Raw genomic sequence first — 20677 nt, 5'->3', positions numbered from 1 at the left:
ACTTCCCCCGATCACGCAACCCAGCCTGGTCGGGGGAGACCAGGCTCTGCAGCTCACCGATATATCACCACAACGTCAAACTCCTGCAAAAAGAAGCATCAGATGTACCGCCCCTGCCAGCGAACAGAGCCCGATGAGAAGTAACGAAAACCTTTTCGTGAACCCGTTGTGCTCATGTCTTCTCAAAAGATAGTGCAACCCCGCATGAACAATGAAAAACACATCCATAATTGCCTGAAACGCATAACGCACCCCTCTATCTGGATGGAACATGAGCCAGAAAATCACTACGAGCAGAGGGACATGAAGCAGCACAAACAGCCGATACCCTTTTCGGTCGGCAAGCCCTGAAAGGCCCGGAAACATTTTCCATTCATGACGGTTAACGGCATCGAGTTCATGCGCAATCAGAAACGACAGCCCTGTGTAGAAAACAAGATCTTCTATCAAAAATCACCCCCTTGTTCTGACAAAATCCGTTATGCCAAAAATCGTGTTTTCCCTGAACTCGAACGCCGAACACCTTTTAGGCTGTAACACCACCTGTCAATCTGTTTGAAAAGTACTCCGTAAAAACCGCTTCACTGACTTTTTACGGAACCGGCCGGTTCCGTAAACTACAGCGTTCAGTTTTCCCAAATACACTTTCAAACGATTTCAGGTTGAGCCGGTGCAACCATTTTATAAGCGTCAAAGCTATTGTATTTGTCAATATAGCGTTCGATAACAATACTCTTTCACCTCCGGTTCATCGCTACCCCAAAATTACCGCCGCCTCAACAATACCAGGCATTCTTCCTTTTGCAGGACATGGTCTTGAAGCAAAGTGAAACACCCCTTCGTTATGCGAGTTCAAACCACAAATAATCTCGCTATACAATGCCAATACTTTGAAAAATGATTGTGATGACGTTGTTTTGCCGTAAACCGCAAAAAAGATATAATTCATTTTTTTTATGTTAGTTAAGAGCTTGTTTTTTCTTTCGACAAAACGCTTACTTGCTCGTCAACAAAAAAACACCAGGAGGCCAATCATGGGCGCGACAAATCAGGAAAAAGAGGTACTGCTTTCCCGACTCGTTGAAATCGATGACGAAATCGGCAATCTCGAACGAGAGCTCGATGAGGCAAAAACAATCGAAACAAACCCTGCTGAAAAAGACAAGGCCCACGATGTTATCGAGAAAGAGGTCCTCAACAAGGAAAATGAAAAATTGCGAATCCAGGTTCTTGTCGGTCAGGAACAGACCCGGGAAGATCTTACAAAAGCAAGAGAGCTTGCCAGAAGCAAATCGCTCAAAACCGAAAGTGAGGCGATCCTTCAAAATGCAAAGCTGACGACCCGTGGCGGATGCGGAGGCGGAGTCTGCCTGACAGGTTGCACCACCTGCTATATGTGCGTTAAAGAACAGTTGGTCGGAAACGTCCCGCTGTTGTAAAAAGTCCTTGTTATGGTAGCAGCAACCGAATTCAGAGATAACGACATTCTTGTCCTATCACCTGAATATCGCATCAGACCCAATGCTTATAACTGCATCATCTATCCGTTTGATGCAGAAGATGCGTCGAGTTGGAGAAGTATGCCTGCCGTCGGGGGAGTCGCTTTGACACTTTTTGACGGCAGACGTACCAATCACGAAGTCGCTCAGGAACTCGAATCGCTTTTAGGACTCGAGAACGAAAAGGCAAAAGAACTGCTCGCATTTCTCATCTCACATTCCAACAGCGAAGCCGGCAAGGAGTACCTTTACCATTATATTCCCGGTAACGGACAAAACTCTTTTTCGACATATTCAACCCTGAAGTTTCTTGAAAAACTCAAAGGCAACTCCCTCACTGATATTCCACAAGGAGCGAAACTCGAAGCCCCGCTAACGCTCATTCTCATGCCCACCAACAACTGTGACGTCAGTTGCAGGTATTGTTATGCCGAGAAAATCGGCCCTCTGCCCAACAAAATGCTTCCCCTTGCTAAATGGTTCGAAATCATTGACGAAGCTGCATCTCTTGAAATAGTCGCCCATACCTTCAGTGGGGGTGACCCGCTCATTTACCCTGGAATTGACCTGCTGTTCGAAAGAATGGCACTCTACGGCATGAAATTCCTTTTACCAACCAAGTCTTTTGTATCCAAAGAGCAAGCGTCCCGGTTTCACGATATAGGGATGAAAGAGCTTGTAACGATACAAATAAGCGTCGATGGCACAAGCTCCGTTATCGATGAGCTCGTCGGTTGTCCGGATTACGCAAACCGTGCATTTGCCTCGATAAAAAACCTTGTCGAACAAGGCTTTTACGTCAGAACAAACACGGTTTGCACTCCTCTAAACTACCGTGAGGTACCCGATCTTGTACACAAACTTCACGATTTGGGCGTAAAACGTTCAAGTATAACCAATTATGCAAGATCTTTCTACCGGCATGACGAATCACTGTTTCTCAATGAGAAGCAAATCCGGTGGGTCAATGAACAGGTTTCGCGAATCGGCAGTGATTTGGGATGGGACGATCTTCGGGCAAATGCTGCAATACGTGACTTTTCCGTCCCTGACCGGGAAGAAAAGACAGCCGACTGGAAAGACAGAGCTTACTGTTCAGGCGGTAAATCCTGTATGGTCATTACACCCAACGGCGATGTTGTTTTATGTGAGCAGGTCCCGCAAAGAGCACCTTTTGTTGTCGGTTCACTCCGGGAGCAAACTATCACGGAAGTCTGGAACTCTCCTGAAATCGATGCGTTTGTTCATCCTTCAAAAGAGTTGTTTAAAGGAACCGAGTGTGAAACGTGTGATGAATTCGACGAATGCCATGCGGTATACGGCCGTTGCTTTCGTGATGCTTTTTTCACGTACCAAAACCTCTACACTCCTTCGCCGAACTGCCCAAAAGCACCTCCCGGGTTTCGCATGAGTTGACCGTCAAAGAAAAATCAACTGTCCCGAGCCCGCTTTCATCACTTCGCGGTTCGTCACCATCACGCCTTCGCCCTGTGACCCTTATTTCAACAGGAAATAACCTGGGACACGAAAATTCCGACCCCGACAGAGTCGGGGCCGTGGTCAGTGACACACGAGACAGTTTAGGGAGGACAGCTAAATGGTTGTGGCAGTGATGGTATACTCTCCACCGGTATGGCTGCCTGAACGGGTGGTATTCGAGAAATCGAGATCCATTTCGATGTTACCCGTGGTAGCTCTGTTCTTCGAGATGCCATTCAGCTTTATGGTAATTGTCGAACCGTTCTGTGCATCGTCACTTACCTTGACATTTGACATCTTGATTTCAGAAGAACCATTCTGCAATTTGTCCGAAGGAGTCGTAACGTCCACTCTTGCATTGCCACTTGTCGAAAAACCTCTGACTGCCCATACATTGTTCAGTCTTACGGTTGTTTTTGTTCCGTCGAGTTCGAGTGAAGCCGTCATCAGGTCATTGGCATCGAGACCATTTCCGCTGGTATTGCCACTCCAGTCTGCATCAAAGCTGTTGCTGCCTTCGTCAATCGCCTCCGCTGTCGGCGCATTGAAGTTCAGGGTAATGCCTGAATAATAGTGCAGGACGATAAATTCTGGCACTCTGACCGAAACATTGGTGGTGCCGCTGGTGCTTGCTGCAAGTGCTGGTGAAGAAAGTGTTGTAAGAAGTACGAGTGCGATGAGGATGCTTTTAATCCGCGTCATGATAATTCTCCTGTTGGTTAACGTTCTACAACAGGAGAGTCAACAGCTGTGCCAGCCAGGAAAGACTGAAAGCAAAAAAACCTAAACCACTATACTATAAAGAGATAAAAGATGAGAAATCTGTTTTCTTCAAAATCAACCACATCGAACAAGGGCGAACAAATAGACCATTAATGCAACACGTGTAGCAAATATGGGCATATTGTCAACCCTATATCAAACATTGCTCACTTACAGCCGAAACCTCCCGATCATGGCGACGCAGCTCTTACACAAGATGCGGTTGGCATGAGAATGCCGGCTACCCGAGAGCTGCCACCACCCCGCCCCCTGCAGAGAGTGTACCCGAAAAACACAGGCCTGATGATTTTTTCGATATTGTATTTCTGCTTGGAGAATTGACGGAAAGAAATGTTACAATTGAAATTCCGGAAATCTCAGCGTCAAGGGCGGGTTTTCTTTAGATGATGATAACCTATTCGTTTTGAATCGGGAGTCTTTACCGATCAGCCAATACCCCCTGATAATCTCCTTGGTTTGTTATATTCAATATCTTATTTACATAGAGACACGGCGGATACCGCCAGAGAACGCAATCATTGAAACACAACATGAGTAATTCGGATACAGCACGAGTAAAGAGTGTGGGTCAATCACCTGAAAAGGTCATGAATAAATTGGTCTCGCTTGCAAAGCGACGGGGGTTCATCTATCCTTCATCGGAGATCTATGGAGGACTTGCCTCCTGTTTCGACTACGGCCCGCTCGGCAGTGAGATGAAGAAGAATATAAAGGATCTCTGGTGGACATCGATGACGAGAAAACACCGGAATATCGTCGGCATCGATGCATCGATCATGATGAACCCGACGGTTTGGGAAGCCTCAGGCCATGTATCGAGCTTCAACGACCCGATGATCGATGACAAAACCACCAAGCGCCGCTATCGCGCGGACCACCTGATCGAAAACCATATCGAAAAACTTCGCCGTGACGGCAGGGAAGATGATGCACACAGGGTAAGCACATACTATGAGCGGGCTTCAGAAACAGACGATCCCAACAAGACTTTCTATGACATCATCATTGCCGAGGAAATCAAGGCTCCGGATACCGGCTCATCAGACTGGACGGAAGTCAGGCAGTTCAACCTCATGTTCCAGTGCAACATGGGTGCACTTGCCGATTCTTCAGGTATCGTCTACTTGAGGCCGGAAACCGCTCAGGGAATTTTTGTGAATTTCCACAACGTCCGCGAATCCAATCGTATGAAGGTGCCTTTCGGTATAGCCCAAATCGGCAAGGCGTTCCGCAACGAGATCGTCAAAGGAAACTTCATTTTCCGCATGGTCGAGTTCGAACAGATGGAAATGCAATACTTCGTAAAACCGGGAACCCAAGGGGAGTCTTTCGAAGCATGGCGCGAGGAACGCTACAACTGGTACATCGAGAAACTGGGTATAGAAAGAGAAAAACTGCACTGGTACAAGCATGACAAGCTCGCTCATTATGCGGACCTTGCTTACGACATCAAGTTCGAGTTTCCCTTCGGCATTGAAGAGATCGAGGGAATTCATTCACGGACCGATTTCGACCTGAAGCAACATCAGGAGTTTTCCGGCAAGAACATGGAATACATCGATCAGACAACTAAAGAACGCTACATCCCCTACGTGGTTGAAACCTCTGCAGGATGCGACAGGCTTTTCCTCGCACTTCTTTGCGACGCCTATACAGAAGACGTTGTTGACGGTGAACAGAGAACCATGCTGAAATTCTCATCGAAAATAGCCCCGGTAAAAGCTGCCGTGCTGCCGTTGATGAAGAAAGGAGAGATGGGTGCAAAAGCAACGCAGCTTTGTGACGAACTTGCTGACAATTTCCTTGTCCAGTATGACGATGCCGGCTCTATCGGCAAACGGTACCGGCGGCAGGATGAGATAGGCACACCGTACTGCTTCACCGTCGATCATGAAACGCTGGAAAACAATACTGTAACCGTGAGGTTCCGTGACTCGGCGCAGCAGGAAAGAGTGAATATCTCGAAAGTAAAAGCATTTCTCGACGAGCAACTTGCTAAATAACTTTTGAAACAATGCGTTACGATGTCGCAATAATCGGTGGTGGGCCTTCAGGAGCCGTTGCCGCCGCCGAACTGGCAAAGGCCGGAATTTCAACGGTTCTTATCGAGCGGAACCTTGACAATGTCAAACCTTGCGGTGGGGCCATTCCTCTCGGACTGATAGAGGAGTTCAACATTCCCTCACCTCTGGTAGAAAAAAAGCTTTCGAAGATGAGCGTCCGTTCTCCCAAAGGAAGAATAATCTCCATGGAAATGCCTAACGGCTACGTGGGTATGGTGCGTCGCGAACGCTTCGACAGCTATCTACGAGACCGGGCCAAACGTTACGGCGCTGAAATCATGGAGGCACTTGTCAAGCAAATCGACCGAAACGGAAAAAGCCATACAATACACCTGTCGAAAGGCCTTGCCCCTTTGGAAGTCTCTTACATTATCGGTGCAGATGGCGCCAACTCCAAAACAGCAGAAGAACTCGGATTCCCCCCGAACGACTTGCAGGTCATTGCCATGCAACAACGCTTCCACTACTGCGATACCCTGAAGCCTTATGAAGAACTGGTAGAAATCTGGTTCGACGGAGACGTGTCTCCTGATTTCTACGGCTGGATTTTCCCGAAAACCGACCATATCGCCATTGGAACCGGCACGGAGTTTCGCAAACATAACCTCAAGCAGTTGCAACATCGTTTTGTGGAGAAACTTGGCATTACAGAAAACCCCTATCTCGACGAGGCCGCAAAGATTCCCATGAAACCGAGAAAATCATTCACACTGGACAATGCCATACTCGTGGGAGACGCTGCAGGGCTGGTAACCCCTGCAAATGGAGAAGGGATATTCTTTGCGATGCGCTCCGGGAAACTCGGAGCACAAGCAATGATTGAAAAAGTACGCAACAACCGGCCTCTGAGTTCATATGAGAAAACCTTCAGAAAACTGTACGCCCCCATCTTTTTTGGACTACAGACACTTCAATCGGTTTATTACAAAAGCGATCGGTTGAGAGAAAGTTTCGTAGCAATCTGTGAGGATAAGGATGTGCAGCAAATCACTTTTGATTCTTATCTCTACAAAAAAATGGTACCTGCCCCTTGGGGCGTTCAGATGAAAATTTTCATGAAAAACATCTATCACTTGATAAAGGGATCTTGAATGCTCCTCTCACTACCGAACTGGCTCATCCATATATCCTCTTCCCTCGAATGGGGAATAGCCGCATTTCTGATGTACCGTTACGGAGAGATGATCGGCCGTAAAGACTTGAAACGTTTAGGACTTTTCATGATTCCACACTGGATAGGAAGCTGGTTCGTGCTTGCCTACCATGTCAGTGGTGATGATATTCCGATACTGCTCGACCTTTCGGAAACCGTCAACCTTCTGGGAAGTATCGCGCTGCTGTACGCATCGATTGGAATTCTCAAAACCATCGAATCCCGAAACATCACCAACATCATGGCAATCTCAGGCATGTTTCTTATTTCGGGAAGACCTCAATCCTACATGGGTGAGGATGTTTTCGATCTCATCCTCCAAATCTCCAGCGTGGTATATATCAGCTTTCTGGTAACCCTGATTCTGATCAAAAAAAAGGATCCCCATATTTTATCGGGTCTCACGATCGCCGGCTTTTGGTTTGTGCTGATATTCATCAGTGTGACGGTATTCTTCATGTACCTCTCTACAGAGGTTCGCGGATTTCCAACGCTGTCACATGATGATCTTCTGCACGGCAGCGCGGAAAGTCTGCTTACCATAAGCAACCTGATGATCGTTCTCGGAATCCATCGCCAGATCAAACGCGTCGAGAAGGGGAACCTGTAAGAGGCATTTCCCTACGGACTGAGAATACCGCGGTACTCTCTGGAATCCTTAAGAATGGCGAGAGCCTTTTTAACGACTGGATCACCCTCGATCATGCTTCTTCGAGCGGCTTCTTCGTCAAAGTGACGCATGATCTCTTGCTCAAGAGCAAGAGCAATCGTTTCCGATTCGTTGGATTTTCCCTTTTCTGCAAGGCGTTCCACCTCGTTATGCAGCGAAGCTATAAGTGTGTCGATCGTTCCTGACGTGTTCTCTTCCGGTTCTTCCTCGATAGCTCTCTTAACTTCTTTCAGCAAAAGTGCAGGCTCGGTTTGATAGACAAATCCTTCATTTTTCAAAAAACTGTCAAAATCCTGCATCAGGAATTTTCTGTCAATACCGGCTTCCGGCAAGCTGTCATTTGAAGCCCTGTACTTGTTCGCATAACGGAACAGCATCCCATCCTTGCGCAGCGATGCCTCGTAATCCCCCAATGTATCAGCCTCCACCTCGATATCGGGAAGAATACCTCCCCCTCCATACACTTTCCGCTTGTTCACGGTATAATAAACCGTTTCATCATTCCCCTTTGTTTCTTCTTTGAGAACATCACGAGAGCCATCCGTCCAGTCATGCTCTTTCTGGATAAGGCGACCCGAAGGAGTATAGTATTTTGCAGTTGTCAGTTTCAGGGCACAATCGAAAGGCAAACGTACCACCGACTGCACAAGCCCTTTCCCGAAAGAACGATCACCGATAACCACACCACGATCAAGTTCCTGAATCGCTCCCGCAACGATCTCCGAAGCGGATGCACTGTTACCATTTATTAAAACAACCAGAGGCAATCCCTTCACAACAGGTTCTTTTGCCGTTCGATAACTTACCTCGCTTTCCAGATCACGCCCCCTTGTAGAAACAACCTGACTTCCTTTGCCGACGAAAAGCCCGGTTACGTCAACCGCCACATCCAAAAGCCCACCCGGGTTGTTACGCAAATCAAGAATCACCGCATTCATGGTACGATTTCCCAATCTGGCAGCAGCATGCATATCATTGATAGCCCGGGTAAGCTCATCCGCGCTTCGGTTACCGAAAGAACTCATTTCGAAATAACCGGTGGTTCCGAAAAGCCCGGCATAGCGTATGCTGTTCACCCTCACTTCCTGACGGACAAGAGTGTAGCGCTTGTTCCTCCTCCGACCGTACCGCTCTACGGACAGAACAACCTTGCTTCCGACAGGCCCCTTGATAAAGTCTTTCACCTCATCGAGCTCTTTTCCTTCAATAAGATGTTTATCGACTTTTACAATCCGGTCACCGACACGCAGCCCGGCCTGCGATGCTGGAGCACCGTCGAAAACCGAAACGATATATACATCACCTGCGATCTCGGAAATTCTGATACCGACCCCCGCATATTGACCCCTGGTCAACTCTCCAAGCTCGAGCGATTCTTCCTTATCAAGAAACACCGTATAAGGATCAAGCGTTTCAAGCATACCGTCAATGCCCGCATACATGAACTCTGCAGGATCGATATCGTCCACATAATTGTCAGATACCCCCCGATAGACATCGCCGAGAAGCTCTATGTTCTTGGCAATGGAAAAATACTCGCGCTCAGAACTGTCCGAAGGTTTGAGACCTGTTCCCGTAAAAGCGAGCAGAATAACGAGAATCGGGATCATCTTTTGCGACATGCCCCTAACGAGGTCGAGTTTCATAAAGAAGATCTTTGAACTTTACAAAAGCAAATCCGATAAATTCAGCGCAAAGCGCTTTCAAGAGCCGTAGCACTATCGGTTTTTTCATCCCTATACTTGATAATCACAGGAGTATAGATAGAAAGACCATGTTCATCGGCAAAGCTACCTTTGATCTTTCTCGAACCTGCAACAACAACAGCCCCTTCGGGAATCGAAAGAGGTGCGTCCTCTGTTTTCCTGATAACACGATCATGAACAATATCGTAAACCGGTGTCGAACCGTTAAGAATAACCCCGGTACCGAGAACCGCCCGCGAACCAACGATCGTACCCTCATAAATGCCACAGTTTCCTCCCACCATAACATCATCCTCAATAACAACCGGTACCGCTCCTACAGGCTCGAGTACACCGCCGACCTGAACCGCAGCGGAGAGATGCACGTTCCGACCAACCTGCGCACAGCTACCGACAAGAGCATGAGAGTCGATCATACTGCCTGCATCGACATACGCGCCGACGTTGACATATGCTGGCGGCATCATAACGACAGAAGGAGCAAGATACGCCCCATCCCTAACGGATGAGCCACCGGGCACAACGCGAACACCATCTTCCTTTCGAAACTGCTTAACGGGATAGGTATCCTTGTCGACAAAAGTCCAGTTACGACCGTCGGGAAACGCTATCGTGCTTTCCTGCAACAATCCCAGCTTCATACCGAGCAAAATCCCCTGCTTTACCCAGGAATTTGCCTGCCAGCAGCCATCTTTTTTCTCAGCAGCCCTTGCCTTGCCTTCATTCAACAGAGATTGGAACTCCATGAAAACATCACGAGCATCGGCATGCTTGCGTAAATCGGGAGCCGTCAGAACGGCCAGGTTTTCTATACTTTTTCGTACTTCTTCAAGTAGCATTGTTCGTTGTTCGTTGTTCGTTGTTCGTTGTTCGTTGTTCGTTGTTCGTTGTTCGTTGTTCGTTGTTCGTTGTTCGTTGTTCGTTGTTCGTTGTTCGTTGTTCGTTGTTCGTTGTTCGTTGTTCGTTGTTCGTAAGCAAACATAGTCTACACACACAGGACCGCTTCAATGCATGAGAATTTTTGTTCAGGGTCAAGAGAGTTCAGAAACCGAAGCGGATATCGGAAATCTGAACAAGACGCAGAAATTGGGCAAAAAGGCCAAGCCTTGAGGTGAGCTTACAGCTCGCTGTACTCTGCGGTTATATCCTTGCTGCTCTTTCGGATATAGAATCGAAAATCGTCACTCCTCAGGCTTTCGTCCGGCTTGACCCTGATAAAAAGCATATGCTGAAGAAACCATTTCATTTCTATGTTGCGATCGACATTTCTCAACGGCTCGGCAACTGTCGGACTCACATGCAGATCAAGTTGCTGGAATTTCATTTTCTGCTGAAGAGCATATTTTCTAAGCCATCTCTCTACCTGATTAATCGTTGTACAGCGAGCCTGTACAACGCCTGAACCTCCACATGCAGGACACTGATCCCCCATGCGCTGCATAAGGCTCGGCCTTATTCTCTCCCGGGTAATCTGCATCAACCCGAAATCGGACATTGGCAGAATGTTCGATTTCGCACGGTCATGGCGCAGCTCGTTTTTCATCGCATCATAAACTTTTTTTGCATTCTTCGGGTCAAGCATATCGATGAAGTCGACAACGATAATACCACCGATATCCCTTAACCTGAGCTGACGGACTATTTCACGCGCTGCTTCGAGGTTTGTTTTCAACGAGTTCTCTTCCTGCTCTTTCTTTGCAGCATAGCGACCACTGTTGACATCGATGACAACCATGGCTTCAGTATGCTCTATAATGATATACCCTCCCGATTTCAGCCATACCTTGCGAGAAAAAATAGACTCGACATCCTTGGCGATACCGTACCCCTCGAACAACGGCAGCTTGCCCTTGTACAGCGTGACATTTTTCTCCATCTCCGGAGCCGCCCACTGAATGTAGTTCAAGGTCTCTTTGTGGATGCTTTGCGAATTGGCAACCAATTCCGTGACATCCGTTGTAAGGGAGTCACGCAGTACGCTGGAAATAATGGTGTCTTCCTTGAAGATGAGCTGCGGAGGCTTTGCATCCTTCAGCTTTTCCTCTATCTGTTCCCATTTAGCCAGCAGTTTTTCGAGATCCTTTTTCAACAGTTCCTCTTCCTGGTGCTCGGCAACTGTCCTGATAATCGCCCCAAAGCCTTCCGGCAGCATCGATCGAACGAGTTTTTTCAGCCTTGCACGCTCTTTACGTGCGACAACACGGCGCGATACCGCTATCTGCCCACCGCCGAAAGGAAGCAGAACCATAAATCGGCCCGCTATGGTGATATCCGATGTAAGACGGGATCCCTTATTGCTGATTGGTTCCTTGATTACCTGGACGAGGATGGAATCGTTAGCTTTGAGCTTGCTCGCAATCATCTGGGTGTATGACTGCCGCCGCCGATCTGGGCCGTTGTTTTTTGTTCGGTTACCACCATTTTTCTGACCGTTGCTCTGAGCGGAAGCTTTGGCACCGTTCCCTTTCGATTCCTTTTGTGCAGGACCCCTTGTCACCCCGTTATCATCCTCTTCACCCCCGCCGTTACCATTCTCATCGTCATCATCATCATCATCCTCGATGAGGGCACGGTAATCATCCGTTGTTGTGCCAACATCAGAAAAGTGCAGAAACCCATCCGACTTCTGACCGATATCGACAAAAGCTGCCTTGAGCCCCTCGACAACCTTGTGCACCCTCCCAAGATATATATCACCTATGCTGCGAAGACTGTCCGGACGCTCGATTATAAGTTCTGCCAAACGGCCCTCTTCGACCAAAGCAACCTGAATCTCGTCACCGGACTTGTTCATCAGCAACTGCTTTTTCACAGTCTTCTTCATTACAAACCCTTACAATCTAAAATGTTATATTATGTTCCCTTGCCCTTCCGTTTTTCCACTACCGGCATCAAACCAAGCGACTACTCAAGTGTTTCGACAAAGCCACGGCACGATCACAACGCTCAACCCGGCATATGAAATGTAACCTCTATTATTTAACATTTTTGTTAAAAGCACAAATTTTCATCACTTTTCTTGACAAGCCTAAAAATTTTCCAGCCTCACTTAAACATCGAAATTTTATTACAACTTGCCACTCTCAACCGGGAAATACGAAGAGACATTTTGGATCGATCACAGCAAGGTCTGCGGCATCGATGAAGCCGGAAGAGGGCCTCTTGCCGGACCGGTTGTCGCGGCGGCGGTTGTTTTTCCGCGTTTTTTCAAACCAACCGGGATTCTCGGGAAATTAAACGATTCGAAACGCCTTACCCCAAAACTTCGCGAATCTCTTGCTGCAGCTGTCCGGGAATCCGCCTTGGACTTCAGCATATCGATGATCGATCACCTTATGATCGACCGCATGAACATCTTCCGCGCAACTATGCTAGCCATGAACAGGGCAGCAGAATCGCTGCAACAGTTACCCGACTTTATGCTGATTGATGGCAACAGGTTTACCCCGACTTTCCCGATTCCATATCAGACGATCGTCAAAGGAGATGCAAAAGTTTTTTCCATTGCCGCTGCATCGGTTTTGGCAAAAACCTCCCGCGACAGGCTCATGAGAGAATATGCCGGCAAATATCCGCTCTACGGCTTTGAAAAACACTATGGATACCCTACAAAAGCGCATGTCACCGCTATTCTGGAGCACGGGCGCTGCCCTCTTCATCGGAAAAGTTTCAAGCTGAAAGAACTTGGAGAAAAATAAACCCAGCCGATCCACATGCCATTTATTCCCCACGATCTTGGGCGCCAAGGAGAAATGACCGCTGTCACCTATCTTCTTGAAAAAGGGTACCGAATCCTCTACAGGAACTACCGCTATCGGCGTAATGAAATAGATATTGTAGCCGCAGATAAACAAACCCTCTGTTTCATAGAAGTGAAAACAAGATCATCGGACACAAAAGGGCACCCGCTCGAAGCAGTTACCCCTGAAAAGCAGAAAGAGATCATAAAAGCTGCTTCGGCATATCTGGCAGCGCTTCCAGCTCCTGAACCCGACTGCAGGTTCGACGTCATTGCCATCATAGCACATTCATTGGCAAACGGCCGAATCAAGAAATTCGAGCTTGAACACATCACCAACGCATTCATGGCGTAACCGCCTCGGCTTCCGGAACAAGACCTCTCCTTCGGGTATCTGCTCCGGACCTGTAAATTGCCAGCCGGTTTCTAGAGGGGTATCGATACAGGGCCCTGCAACCATGGGATATCAGGCTATTTTTGCTATCTTGATAGACATTGAATTTTGAAGATTTGAACACATTTGCACCTCGATAAAACATTATGTCAGATACCCAAAACAAAACCTCACCAGAAACTTATGCAGCAACGAATATCCAAATACTTGACGGCATTGAACACGTACGCAAGCGCCCGGCAATGTACATCGGTGACGTCCATTCACGGGGTCTGCACCATCTCATTTATGAAATCGTCGATAACTCGATCGATGAAACCCTCGCAGGATATAACGACACCATAGAACTTTCACTCAATCCCGACGGTTCGGTTACCGTCTCAGATAATGGAAGAGGTATTCCGGTAGACATTCACCCCCAGAAAAAAAAATCTGCACTCGAACTTGTCATGACCCTTATCGGTGCAGGAGGAAAGTTCGACAAGGGAGCTTACAAAGTTTCCGGAGGATTGCACGGTGTTGGCGCATCTGTTGTCAACGCCCTTTCGGACTGGTGTGAGGTCGAAGTCTACCGTGGCGGGAAGATCTGGTACCAGCGTTATCAGAAGGGGATCCCGCAATGTGATGTGCAGGTTATCGGTGAGACCGACAAATCCGGCACCAAGACAACATTCAAACCCGATTCCGATATTTTCAAAACTACGGAATTCCGCAAGGATGTCGTGATCGACCGTATGAGGGAGCTCGCGTTTCTTAACAATGTGCTGAAAATTATTGTCAAGGATGTTGACGGAACAGAAGATACCTTCCATTTCGAAGGCGGTATCAGAGAGTTCGTCAAGTTTACCGACAATAACAGAATCAGTCTTATCAAGGAGCCTATTTATTTCACGAGCGAAAAGGATTCCACGGTTGTTGAAATAGCGTTGCAGTACAACGATTCGTACCAGGAAAATGTTTTCAGCTATGTCAACAACATCAACACCCATGAGGGTGGCACGCATGTCACCGGGTTTCGCAAGGCACTGACAAGGACATTGAACGCCTATGCACAGAAAAACGACCTGCTGAAAAACCTCAAGCTCTCACTTACCGGAGACGACTTCAAGGAAGGACTGACAGCAATCATCTCGGTCAAGGTAGCCGAGCCGCAGTTTGAAGGACAGACAAAAACCAAACTGGGTAACTCGGAAACCCAGAGCATTGTAGAAAGCATCGTCAATGAACAGCTGTCCGATTATGCCGAAAGCAACCCTTCCATTCTGAAAGCAATTATTGAAAAAGTCAAAAGTGCAGCACTTTCGAGGGATGCGGCACGAAAAGCAAAAGAGCTCACCAGGAGAAAATCAGCACTTGAAAGTTCAGGGCTACCTGGCAAGCTGGCAGACTGTTCGATCAACGACCCCGAACACTGTGAACTGTATATCGTAGAGGGTGACTCTGCAGGAGGCAGCGCCAAACAGGGGAGAGACCGCAGCTTCCAGGCTATACTGCCGCTGAAGGGCAAAATTCTCAATGTTGAAAAAGCACGCTTGCACAAGATGCTGGAAAACGAGGAAATAAAGACAATCATACTCGCCCTCGGCACGAATTTCGGTGAAGATGAATTCGCCGCCGAAAAACTGCGCTACGGCAAGATCATAATCATGACCGATGCCGATGTGGACGGTGCCCATATACGCACACTCCTGCTGACGTTTTTCTTCCGCCATATGCGAGCCCTGATAGAAGCAGGCAAAGTCTACATCGCACAGCCGCCGCTCTATTTGATCAAGTCGGGCAAAGAGCAGAAATATGCATGGGATGATGACGAACGCAACAGTATCATCGAGTCGATGAAGAAAAAACAGAAAGGAGGGAAAACCAATGTCAATATCCAGCGTTACAAAGGTCTTGGAGAAATGAATCCCGAACAGCTGTGGAGCACAACCATGGACCCGGAACACCGGTCACTGCTTCAGGTAAGTGTTGAAAACGCCATGGAAGCGGACCAAATCTTTTCAACCCTTATGGGAGACAAAGTAGATCCGCGCCGTGACTTTATCGAGAAGAACGCCCGCTACGTTCGCAGGTTAGATGTCTGAGATCTTGACATAAATCTCTTTCTGCAGCCCGTTGATCCATTCCTGGAACATTCTGTTTTGCTTCTCGTCGATGGCAAGTTTTTCAAGCCTGGCATAATCGGATGACAAGTTCAGACGATGAGCCGGCTTCTTGTCGTTGAGAAGAAAAATCGCGTAAAACGGGGCTCCGGACTCAGGTTCGACCCTGATAACCTTGCTCATATCACCGATATTGTTCAACGACTTGACAACAGTTTTAAGCTGATCGCGAAGTGCCGTTATAACAAACATGGTCTCGCCGGTTTCGGTATTCCTTATAACCCCTCCATATTTTGCCGATACGGGGTCATCCGAATATTTCCTTGCCATCTCTGCAAAGTCGGCTTTTCCACTTTCGATATCCTTACGAATCTCCTCCAGTCCGGCTTTTGCCGCCGGGGCATCGAGCGTACTCCTATCAAACACGATCAGAATATGCCGGGTATGCACAGCATCCGTTTCTTTATCAAGAAGCTGAATAATATGATAGCCGAATCGCGATTCGACAATCCCGGAAATTTCTCCTTCTTCCAGTCCGAAAGCAACCTCTTCGAAATTCTTTACGAAATCACCACGCCGTGAATAGCCAAGATCACCGCCGAGGTGAGCAGAACCGGGGTCCTGAGAATATTGACGGGCAAGCTGCGCAAAATCACCACCCGCTTTAAGCTGATTTTGTATATCTTCGATGGCGGCAAGAGCATTTTTCCTTGCTTCCCCGGCAACCTTGGGATACATCACGATCTGGGAAACCGAAACAGTTTCAGGAACCAGAGGAAGCCTATCACGATTCGTATTATAAAAATCCTCAACCTCATCGAAAGTAACTGTAACTCCCGACATCTTCGTTCTCCTGAGATTGTTGATCATCTGCTGGTCACGAATATCGTCCTTTATTTCTTTTTCGATGACCGCATAGGATTTCGAGAACGTTGCTTCCATCTCTTCTATGGATTTGAACTTGCTCCTCAAAAACATCATTCTTTCATCGGCACTTTTCTCAATTTCCGACTCATTCACCACTATACTGTCGAGCCTGGCTTTGGTTAGCACGATTTTCCGGCTGACAAGCGTTTCGAGTATACCCGCTTTCAATGAAGGATCATTTTTCGCTTCGGGGTACTGCAAAACCGTCACCATAGCCTGCTCATCGACTTCAGATTGCAAAATCATTTCATTTCCCACAACGGCAACTATCCTGTCGGCAGTCGCTGCATCGGCAACCTCAAAACTACCGACGAACACAATCGCCGCAACTGCAAAACATCTCAAAAAACAGTTTTTCATAATCATTTTGCTTTACCTAAGTTGAGCGTTTCAGCTCAGGTTACTGATACTTTTCTCTTGCTTCTCCAAGCAATGTACTATAATACTGCTTTTGTTTCTGAACAATAAGAAGTTCTTCAATCTCCTCGTAGGCTTGCTCGAAAGTTTTTTTGCTTCCTTTTTTTACCATGTCATGCATTTCCATCACCACAAAAAGTGAATCGTTCACAGCGATGACCGAGGAGTGTTCCCCTGGTGCAAGGCTCAACAGCACCTCTTTCATTCTATCATTTTCAAGATGGAGCTGCTCAAGAGGCATCAAAGAACGCACAGGATGAGTTCGCCGATTTTTCCCGGCATACCCCGGCTCGATGGATTCGATAAGCTGCTGCAAATGCTTTTCATCACCGTCATGCAACCTCAGTGCGTTCTCTATGCGACCTGCAGATTGAAGGGTTGACGCATAGTACCGGGAAACCGCATAAACTGTTTCCGGACAGAGAAATGCACCGGAAAATTCCTGGTAAAATGCACTTACCTCGGCAGAATCGATGGCATAAACACCTTCTTTCTCAGCGTTATCCATTTTTCGATCAACAAACCGCTGAATAACGATGTGACGGGTTGCTTTTTCTATCAGCATTCGAGCATCGGGATCTTTGTCGATCCCTTCTTCGAGTGCCAGCTGATAGAGGGCAGCGATATCTTTCCAGTCCTCTATGTAGATCGCCGAAGCCGTCAGACTGTCTTCAGATGAAGAATAATCGATCGAAGCAAGCAGTTCGCCCCGGCTTAGCTGATGCTTACCTGCACGGGCAACGACATCGGCATCAGGAACACCATCGCATCCAGCCATGAAAAAGAGGAGCACGCCTGTCGCGATATGCAGCTTCATGCCGCTACCCCCCTCTGAGTTTTATCGGGCGTTTCGACTTCAACTGCCACTCAAGCACAACAGGAGCGGCAATAAACAATGAAGAATATGTTCCAACGATTATCCCGAGAAGAATGGCAAACGTAAATCCTCTGATGGCAGGACCTGCAAAGATAAAGAGCACGAGCACAACAAGAAGGGTGGTCCCTGAAGTAATAATAGTCCTGCTGAGCGTCTGATTAAGGCTGTTGTTGAAGATTGTCAGATAATCACCCGACTTGCCTACGCGAATATTCTCACGAATCCTGTCGTAGACAACAACGGTATCGTTGATCGAGTAACCGGCGATCGTAAGAAAAGCGGCGATGATGCTCTGATTGATATCGAGAGGCATGAAATCAAACATCCCCCCAAAAATGCTGAATATTCCAAGCACGATAAAAACGTCATGAAATATGGCGACCACACTTGCTGCGGCAAAGCGGAATTCGAACCGAATCCCTACGTAAAGCAGAATAGCGACAATTGCACCGAGCAAAGCTTTGAGAGCTGCCCATTTCAAGTCAGAGGCGATGCTTGGACCAACGGAATCGATCCTCAACACTTCATGAGGATTGTCCGGAAGGCGATCCCCAAGAGCATTGGATACAAGAGACCTCAATTGGTTGAGGTCTCCATCAAATCCCGTTTGGACAAGAACCGACCGGTCAGCCCCGTAGCGCTTGATTGCGCCATCCACACCGGCTTCTTTCAAAATCGTCCGGACATCGCCAATCTCGACATCATTGTCAAAACGCAGGACGACCTCGGTCCCTCCTCTGAAATCTATACCGTAATTCAAACCCCGGACAAACAATGAAACCACTCCTGCAAGCACAAGGGAAAGAGAGATTACATACGCTACCTTCCTGTACTTCAGAAAATCTATGCTTGTGTTTTTAATCAGGTGCATGCTGTGTCTTCTTAATAAGATATTAACCGAAACTTTTGACTGTCATCACATTTGACTCGATCAGCAGATCAAAAATAACCTTTGTGATAACCAGAGCTGTAAACAAACTTGCAGCCGTTCCTATCATCAGGGTAAGAGCAAATCCCTGTATTGGCCCGATGCCATAAATATAGAGAAGGAATCCAGCGCCAAGGGTTGTAATCTGGGAATCGACAATTGCCGAAAACGCCTTGCTGTAACCTGTATCAACTGCGAGACGGAGATTTTTACCGGCAGCGATTTCCTCCCGGATTCTTTCGAAAATCAACACATTAGCGTCTACAGCCATACCTATGGTCAACACGATACCGGCAATACCGGGCAACGTAAGTGCTGCACTGAACCCAGCCAGTACCGAGAGAACGAACAACACATTTAAAACGAGGGCGATATCGGCAGAAACACCTGCTTTCCGGTAGTAAACGATCATAAAAACCGCAACGATAGACAATCCCCATCCTGCCGACAACAAACCGGAACGGATATAATCCGCGCCGAGAGAGGGTCCGACCGTTCTTTCTTCGATAATTCTTACCGGTGCAGGGAGTGCACCGGCTTTCAGAACGATCTCGAGATCCTGTGCCTCCTCTATGCTGTCAATGCCGTTGATTACCGAACTTCCGCCAGGGATTTTCGATTCGACAACGGGTGCAGAATATACCGCACCGTCGAGAACGATGGCGATCTGGCGGCCGATGTTCGCCCCGGTTATTCTTGCCCATTTCGCCGTACCGTCAGAATTCATCCGCATGGTCACCTCAGGCTGAAGAGCGGAAGCCCCAAAAGTAGCTTTTGCCTCGGTAATAACCCCGCCTGTCAACTCCGGAGTTTTTTTCAGAAGAAACAGATCGTAAAAGGTCTCTCCATCACGTCCCTCGATCGATCTTGCGGAAAGACGGATCTCGGAATCCTTGGGCAGCAATTTCTGAATATCTTCACGCTGAAACAGCCCGGTCAGGTATTCCCGCGAATACTCGGGAGCATATGCCCTTCCGTTCTGCATAAGCACAATGTTCTCATAAAGAGGGTTGCTTATTTTTGCAACCTGATCGCTTTCATTATCGGATTCCCCCAGAGAGGCGTTCCCGTTTTCATTTTTTGCAAGATACTTGTTAATGCGTTCGAACGCTTCAAGCATGCTTTCATTATCCCTGACCAGCTTGAATTCAAGCTTAGCCGTCCCCTTGAGCAGCTTGCGTACCCTTTCTTCATCTGAAACACCGGGCAATGCAACAATAATCCGCCTTGCCCCCTGAGACTGTATAACCGGCTCGGCGACACCGTATTGATCGACGCGGTTTCTTATAATCTCTTTCGCCCGGACAACGGCATCTTCAGCCTCTTTTCTCAACTTGCCGATTATTTCCTCATCGCTGTCACGAACCTCGTAGAAATAACGGCTCATCTTTATATTGCGCTGCTTGAACTCGGCAACCAGCATTTCGATAACCTGTTGGTTACCCTGCTCGGCACGCTTTTTAACTTCGGCGATAATCTCTCGAAACGTGTCATCCTTGTTCCACGCCCTTTCTTCTATAAGATCGATAAGATCCACCTCAAGGACCAGATACATTCCCCCTTCAAGGTCAAGGCCGAGTTTCAGACTTTTTTCAGCTGCTGTTTCGATAGCTTCGCGATTATCACGGGCAAACGAAAGGCTGTCTTCAGAAGCGGTCAGCTGTGAAAGCTGTTTCGAGTACGAGTAATCCTTATACGTCGGCCAGAGAGACCATATGGCAAGAGCCGTCAGGGCAACAATAAGAATAGTTTTGAAACGATTGTTTTTCATACATACATGATGCTTTACGAATATGACATGATCAGTAAATCAAGTTCAGCCAATATATAAAACCAACCCCTGATTAACAATCGCACATCATAGAGTGAAAACAGGTACTCTGATAGGACGAAAAAACCGACAAATTCTCCCGCTTGAACATCATAACGATTGCATGCAG

17 protein-coding genes are annotated in these 20677 nt (G+C 47.5%); 8 read left to right on the top strand and 9 right to left on the bottom strand.

Annotated elements, in window-relative coordinates; all coding sequences use genetic code 11:
• Nucleotides 1-75: 75 nt before the first annotated feature.
• Nucleotides 76-450: a DUF6713 family protein gene (locus tag CR164_RS11300; protein WP_110024106.1), complete on the bottom strand. Its 375-nt coding sequence runs from the start codon at nucleotides 448-450 to the stop codon at nucleotides 76-78.
• Nucleotides 451-1034: 584 nt separating this feature from the next.
• Here CR164_RS11300 and CR164_RS11290 point away from each other — a divergent pair.
• Together CR164_RS11290 and CR164_RS11285 are read left to right on the top strand one after the other, a co-directional pair.
• A complete protein-coding gene (locus tag CR164_RS11290) occupies nucleotides 1035-1439 on the top strand; it encodes a hypothetical protein (protein ID WP_110024104.1) in 405 nt (134 codons plus the stop codon).
• A gap of 12 nt (nucleotides 1440-1451) precedes the next feature.
• Nucleotides 1452-2915 carry a radical SAM/SPASM domain-containing protein gene (locus CR164_RS11285; RefSeq protein ID WP_110024103.1) on the top strand — a complete coding sequence of 488 codons (1464 nt, stop codon included), beginning with the start codon at nucleotides 1452-1454 and terminating at the stop codon, nucleotides 2913-2915.
• A 177-nt stretch (nucleotides 2916-3092) separates the two neighbouring features.
• On the opposite strand, the gene CR164_RS11280 is transcribed toward CR164_RS11285, so the two are convergent.
• A complete protein-coding gene (locus tag CR164_RS11280) occupies nucleotides 3093-3680 on the bottom strand; it encodes a hypothetical protein (protein ID WP_110024102.1) in 588 nt (195 codons plus the stop codon).
• 611 nt (nucleotides 3681-4291) lie between these two features.
• Between CR164_RS11280 and CR164_RS11275 the strand changes: the two genes are divergently transcribed.
• The 3 genes from CR164_RS11275 to CR164_RS11265 are packed head-to-tail and all read left to right on the top strand — an operon-like array spanning nucleotide 4292 to nucleotide 7587.
• On the top strand, nucleotides 4292-5764 hold the full coding sequence (locus tag CR164_RS11275; RefSeq protein ID WP_161953525.1) for a glycine--tRNA ligase: 1473 nt from the start codon (nucleotides 4292-4294) through the stop codon (nucleotides 5762-5764).
• An 11-nt stretch (nucleotides 5765-5775) separates the two neighbouring features.
• Entirely contained in the window at nucleotides 5776-6915 is a 1140-nt protein-coding gene (locus CR164_RS11270; RefSeq protein ID WP_110024101.1) for a geranylgeranyl diphosphate reductase, read from the top strand.
• Nucleotides 6916-7587 (top strand): DUF2499 domain-containing protein, encoded by a 672-nt coding sequence (locus CR164_RS11265; protein WP_110024100.1) that lies wholly within the window; start codon nucleotides 6916-6918, stop codon nucleotides 7585-7587. It begins immediately after the preceding gene.
• 11 nt (nucleotides 7588-7598) lie between these two features.
• Here the strand turns inward: CR164_RS11265 and CR164_RS11260 are convergent, their stop codons facing one another.
• The 3 genes from CR164_RS11260 to CR164_RS11250 all read right to left on the bottom strand — a co-directional run bounded on the left by CR164_RS11260 (nucleotide 7599) and on the right by CR164_RS11250 (nucleotide 12177).
• The gene (locus CR164_RS11260; protein WP_110024099.1) at nucleotides 7599-9293 is read right to left on the bottom strand and encodes a S41 family peptidase; all 1695 of its coding nucleotides are present in this window, start codon (nucleotides 9291-9293) and stop codon (nucleotides 7599-7601) included.
• A gap of 41 nt (nucleotides 9294-9334) precedes the next feature.
• Complete coding sequence (locus CR164_RS11255) at nucleotides 9335-10192, bottom strand: 2,3,4,5-tetrahydropyridine-2,6-dicarboxylate N-succinyltransferase (RefSeq protein ID WP_110024098.1); 858 nt, start codon at nucleotides 10190-10192, stop codon at nucleotides 9335-9337.
• Nucleotides 10193-10470: 278 nt separating this feature from the next.
• Nucleotides 10471-12177: an Rne/Rng family ribonuclease gene (locus CR164_RS11250; RefSeq protein ID WP_110024097.1), complete on the bottom strand. Its 1707-nt coding sequence runs from the start codon at nucleotides 12175-12177 to the stop codon at nucleotides 10471-10473.
• Nucleotides 12178-12427: 250 nt separating this feature from the next.
• Between CR164_RS11250 and CR164_RS11245 the strand changes: the two genes are divergently transcribed.
• The 3 genes from CR164_RS11245 to gyrB all read left to right on the top strand — a co-directional run bounded on the left by CR164_RS11245 (nucleotide 12428) and on the right by gyrB (nucleotide 15570).
• Entirely contained in the window at nucleotides 12428-13051 is a 624-nt protein-coding gene (locus CR164_RS11245) for a ribonuclease HII (protein ID WP_110024096.1), read from the top strand.
• 15 nt (nucleotides 13052-13066) lie between these two features.
• Complete coding sequence (locus tag CR164_RS11240) at nucleotides 13067-13447, top strand: YraN family protein (protein ID WP_110024095.1); 381 nt, start codon at nucleotides 13067-13069, stop codon at nucleotides 13445-13447.
• Between the two features lie 185 nt (nucleotides 13448-13632).
• Entirely contained in the window at nucleotides 13633-15570 is a 1938-nt protein-coding gene (gene gyrB, locus CR164_RS11235; RefSeq protein ID WP_110024094.1) for a DNA topoisomerase (ATP-hydrolyzing) subunit B, read from the top strand.
• Here gyrB and CR164_RS11230 read toward each other — a convergent pair.
• Genes CR164_RS11230 through secD form a run of 4 tightly spaced genes read right to left on the bottom strand, consistent with a single transcriptional unit; the run spans nucleotide 15559 to nucleotide 20508 of the window.
• Nucleotides 15559-16875, bottom strand: a complete 1317-nt coding sequence (locus CR164_RS11230; protein ID WP_239994542.1) for a peptidylprolyl isomerase — start codon at nucleotides 16873-16875, stop codon at nucleotides 15559-15561. The two genes, gyrB and CR164_RS11230, sit on opposite strands and share 12 nt — an antisense overlap.
• 40 nt (nucleotides 16876-16915) lie before the next feature.
• On the bottom strand, nucleotides 16916-17749 hold the full coding sequence (locus CR164_RS11225; RefSeq protein WP_110024092.1) for a hypothetical protein: 834 nt from the start codon (nucleotides 17747-17749) through the stop codon (nucleotides 16916-16918).
• A gap of 4 nt (nucleotides 17750-17753) precedes the next feature.
• On the bottom strand, nucleotides 17754-18680 hold the full coding sequence (gene secF / locus CR164_RS11220; RefSeq protein ID WP_110024091.1) for a protein translocase subunit SecF: 927 nt from the start codon (nucleotides 18678-18680) through the stop codon (nucleotides 17754-17756).
• Between the two features lie 22 nt (nucleotides 18681-18702).
• Nucleotides 18703-20508 carry a protein translocase subunit SecD gene (gene secD / locus CR164_RS11215; RefSeq protein ID WP_110024090.1) on the bottom strand — a complete coding sequence of 602 codons (1806 nt, stop codon included), beginning with the start codon at nucleotides 20506-20508 and terminating at the stop codon, nucleotides 18703-18705.
• Nucleotides 20509-20677 lie beyond the last annotated feature (169 nt).

It is taken from the genome of Prosthecochloris marina, from assembly GCF_003182595.1.
GTDB classification, from domain to species: Bacteria; Bacteroidota; Chlorobiia; order Chlorobiales; family Chlorobiaceae; genus Prosthecochloris; species Prosthecochloris marina.
The sequence above is the reverse complement of the archived record's forward strand: the minus strand, read 5'-3'. Positions and strand labels throughout refer to the sequence as shown.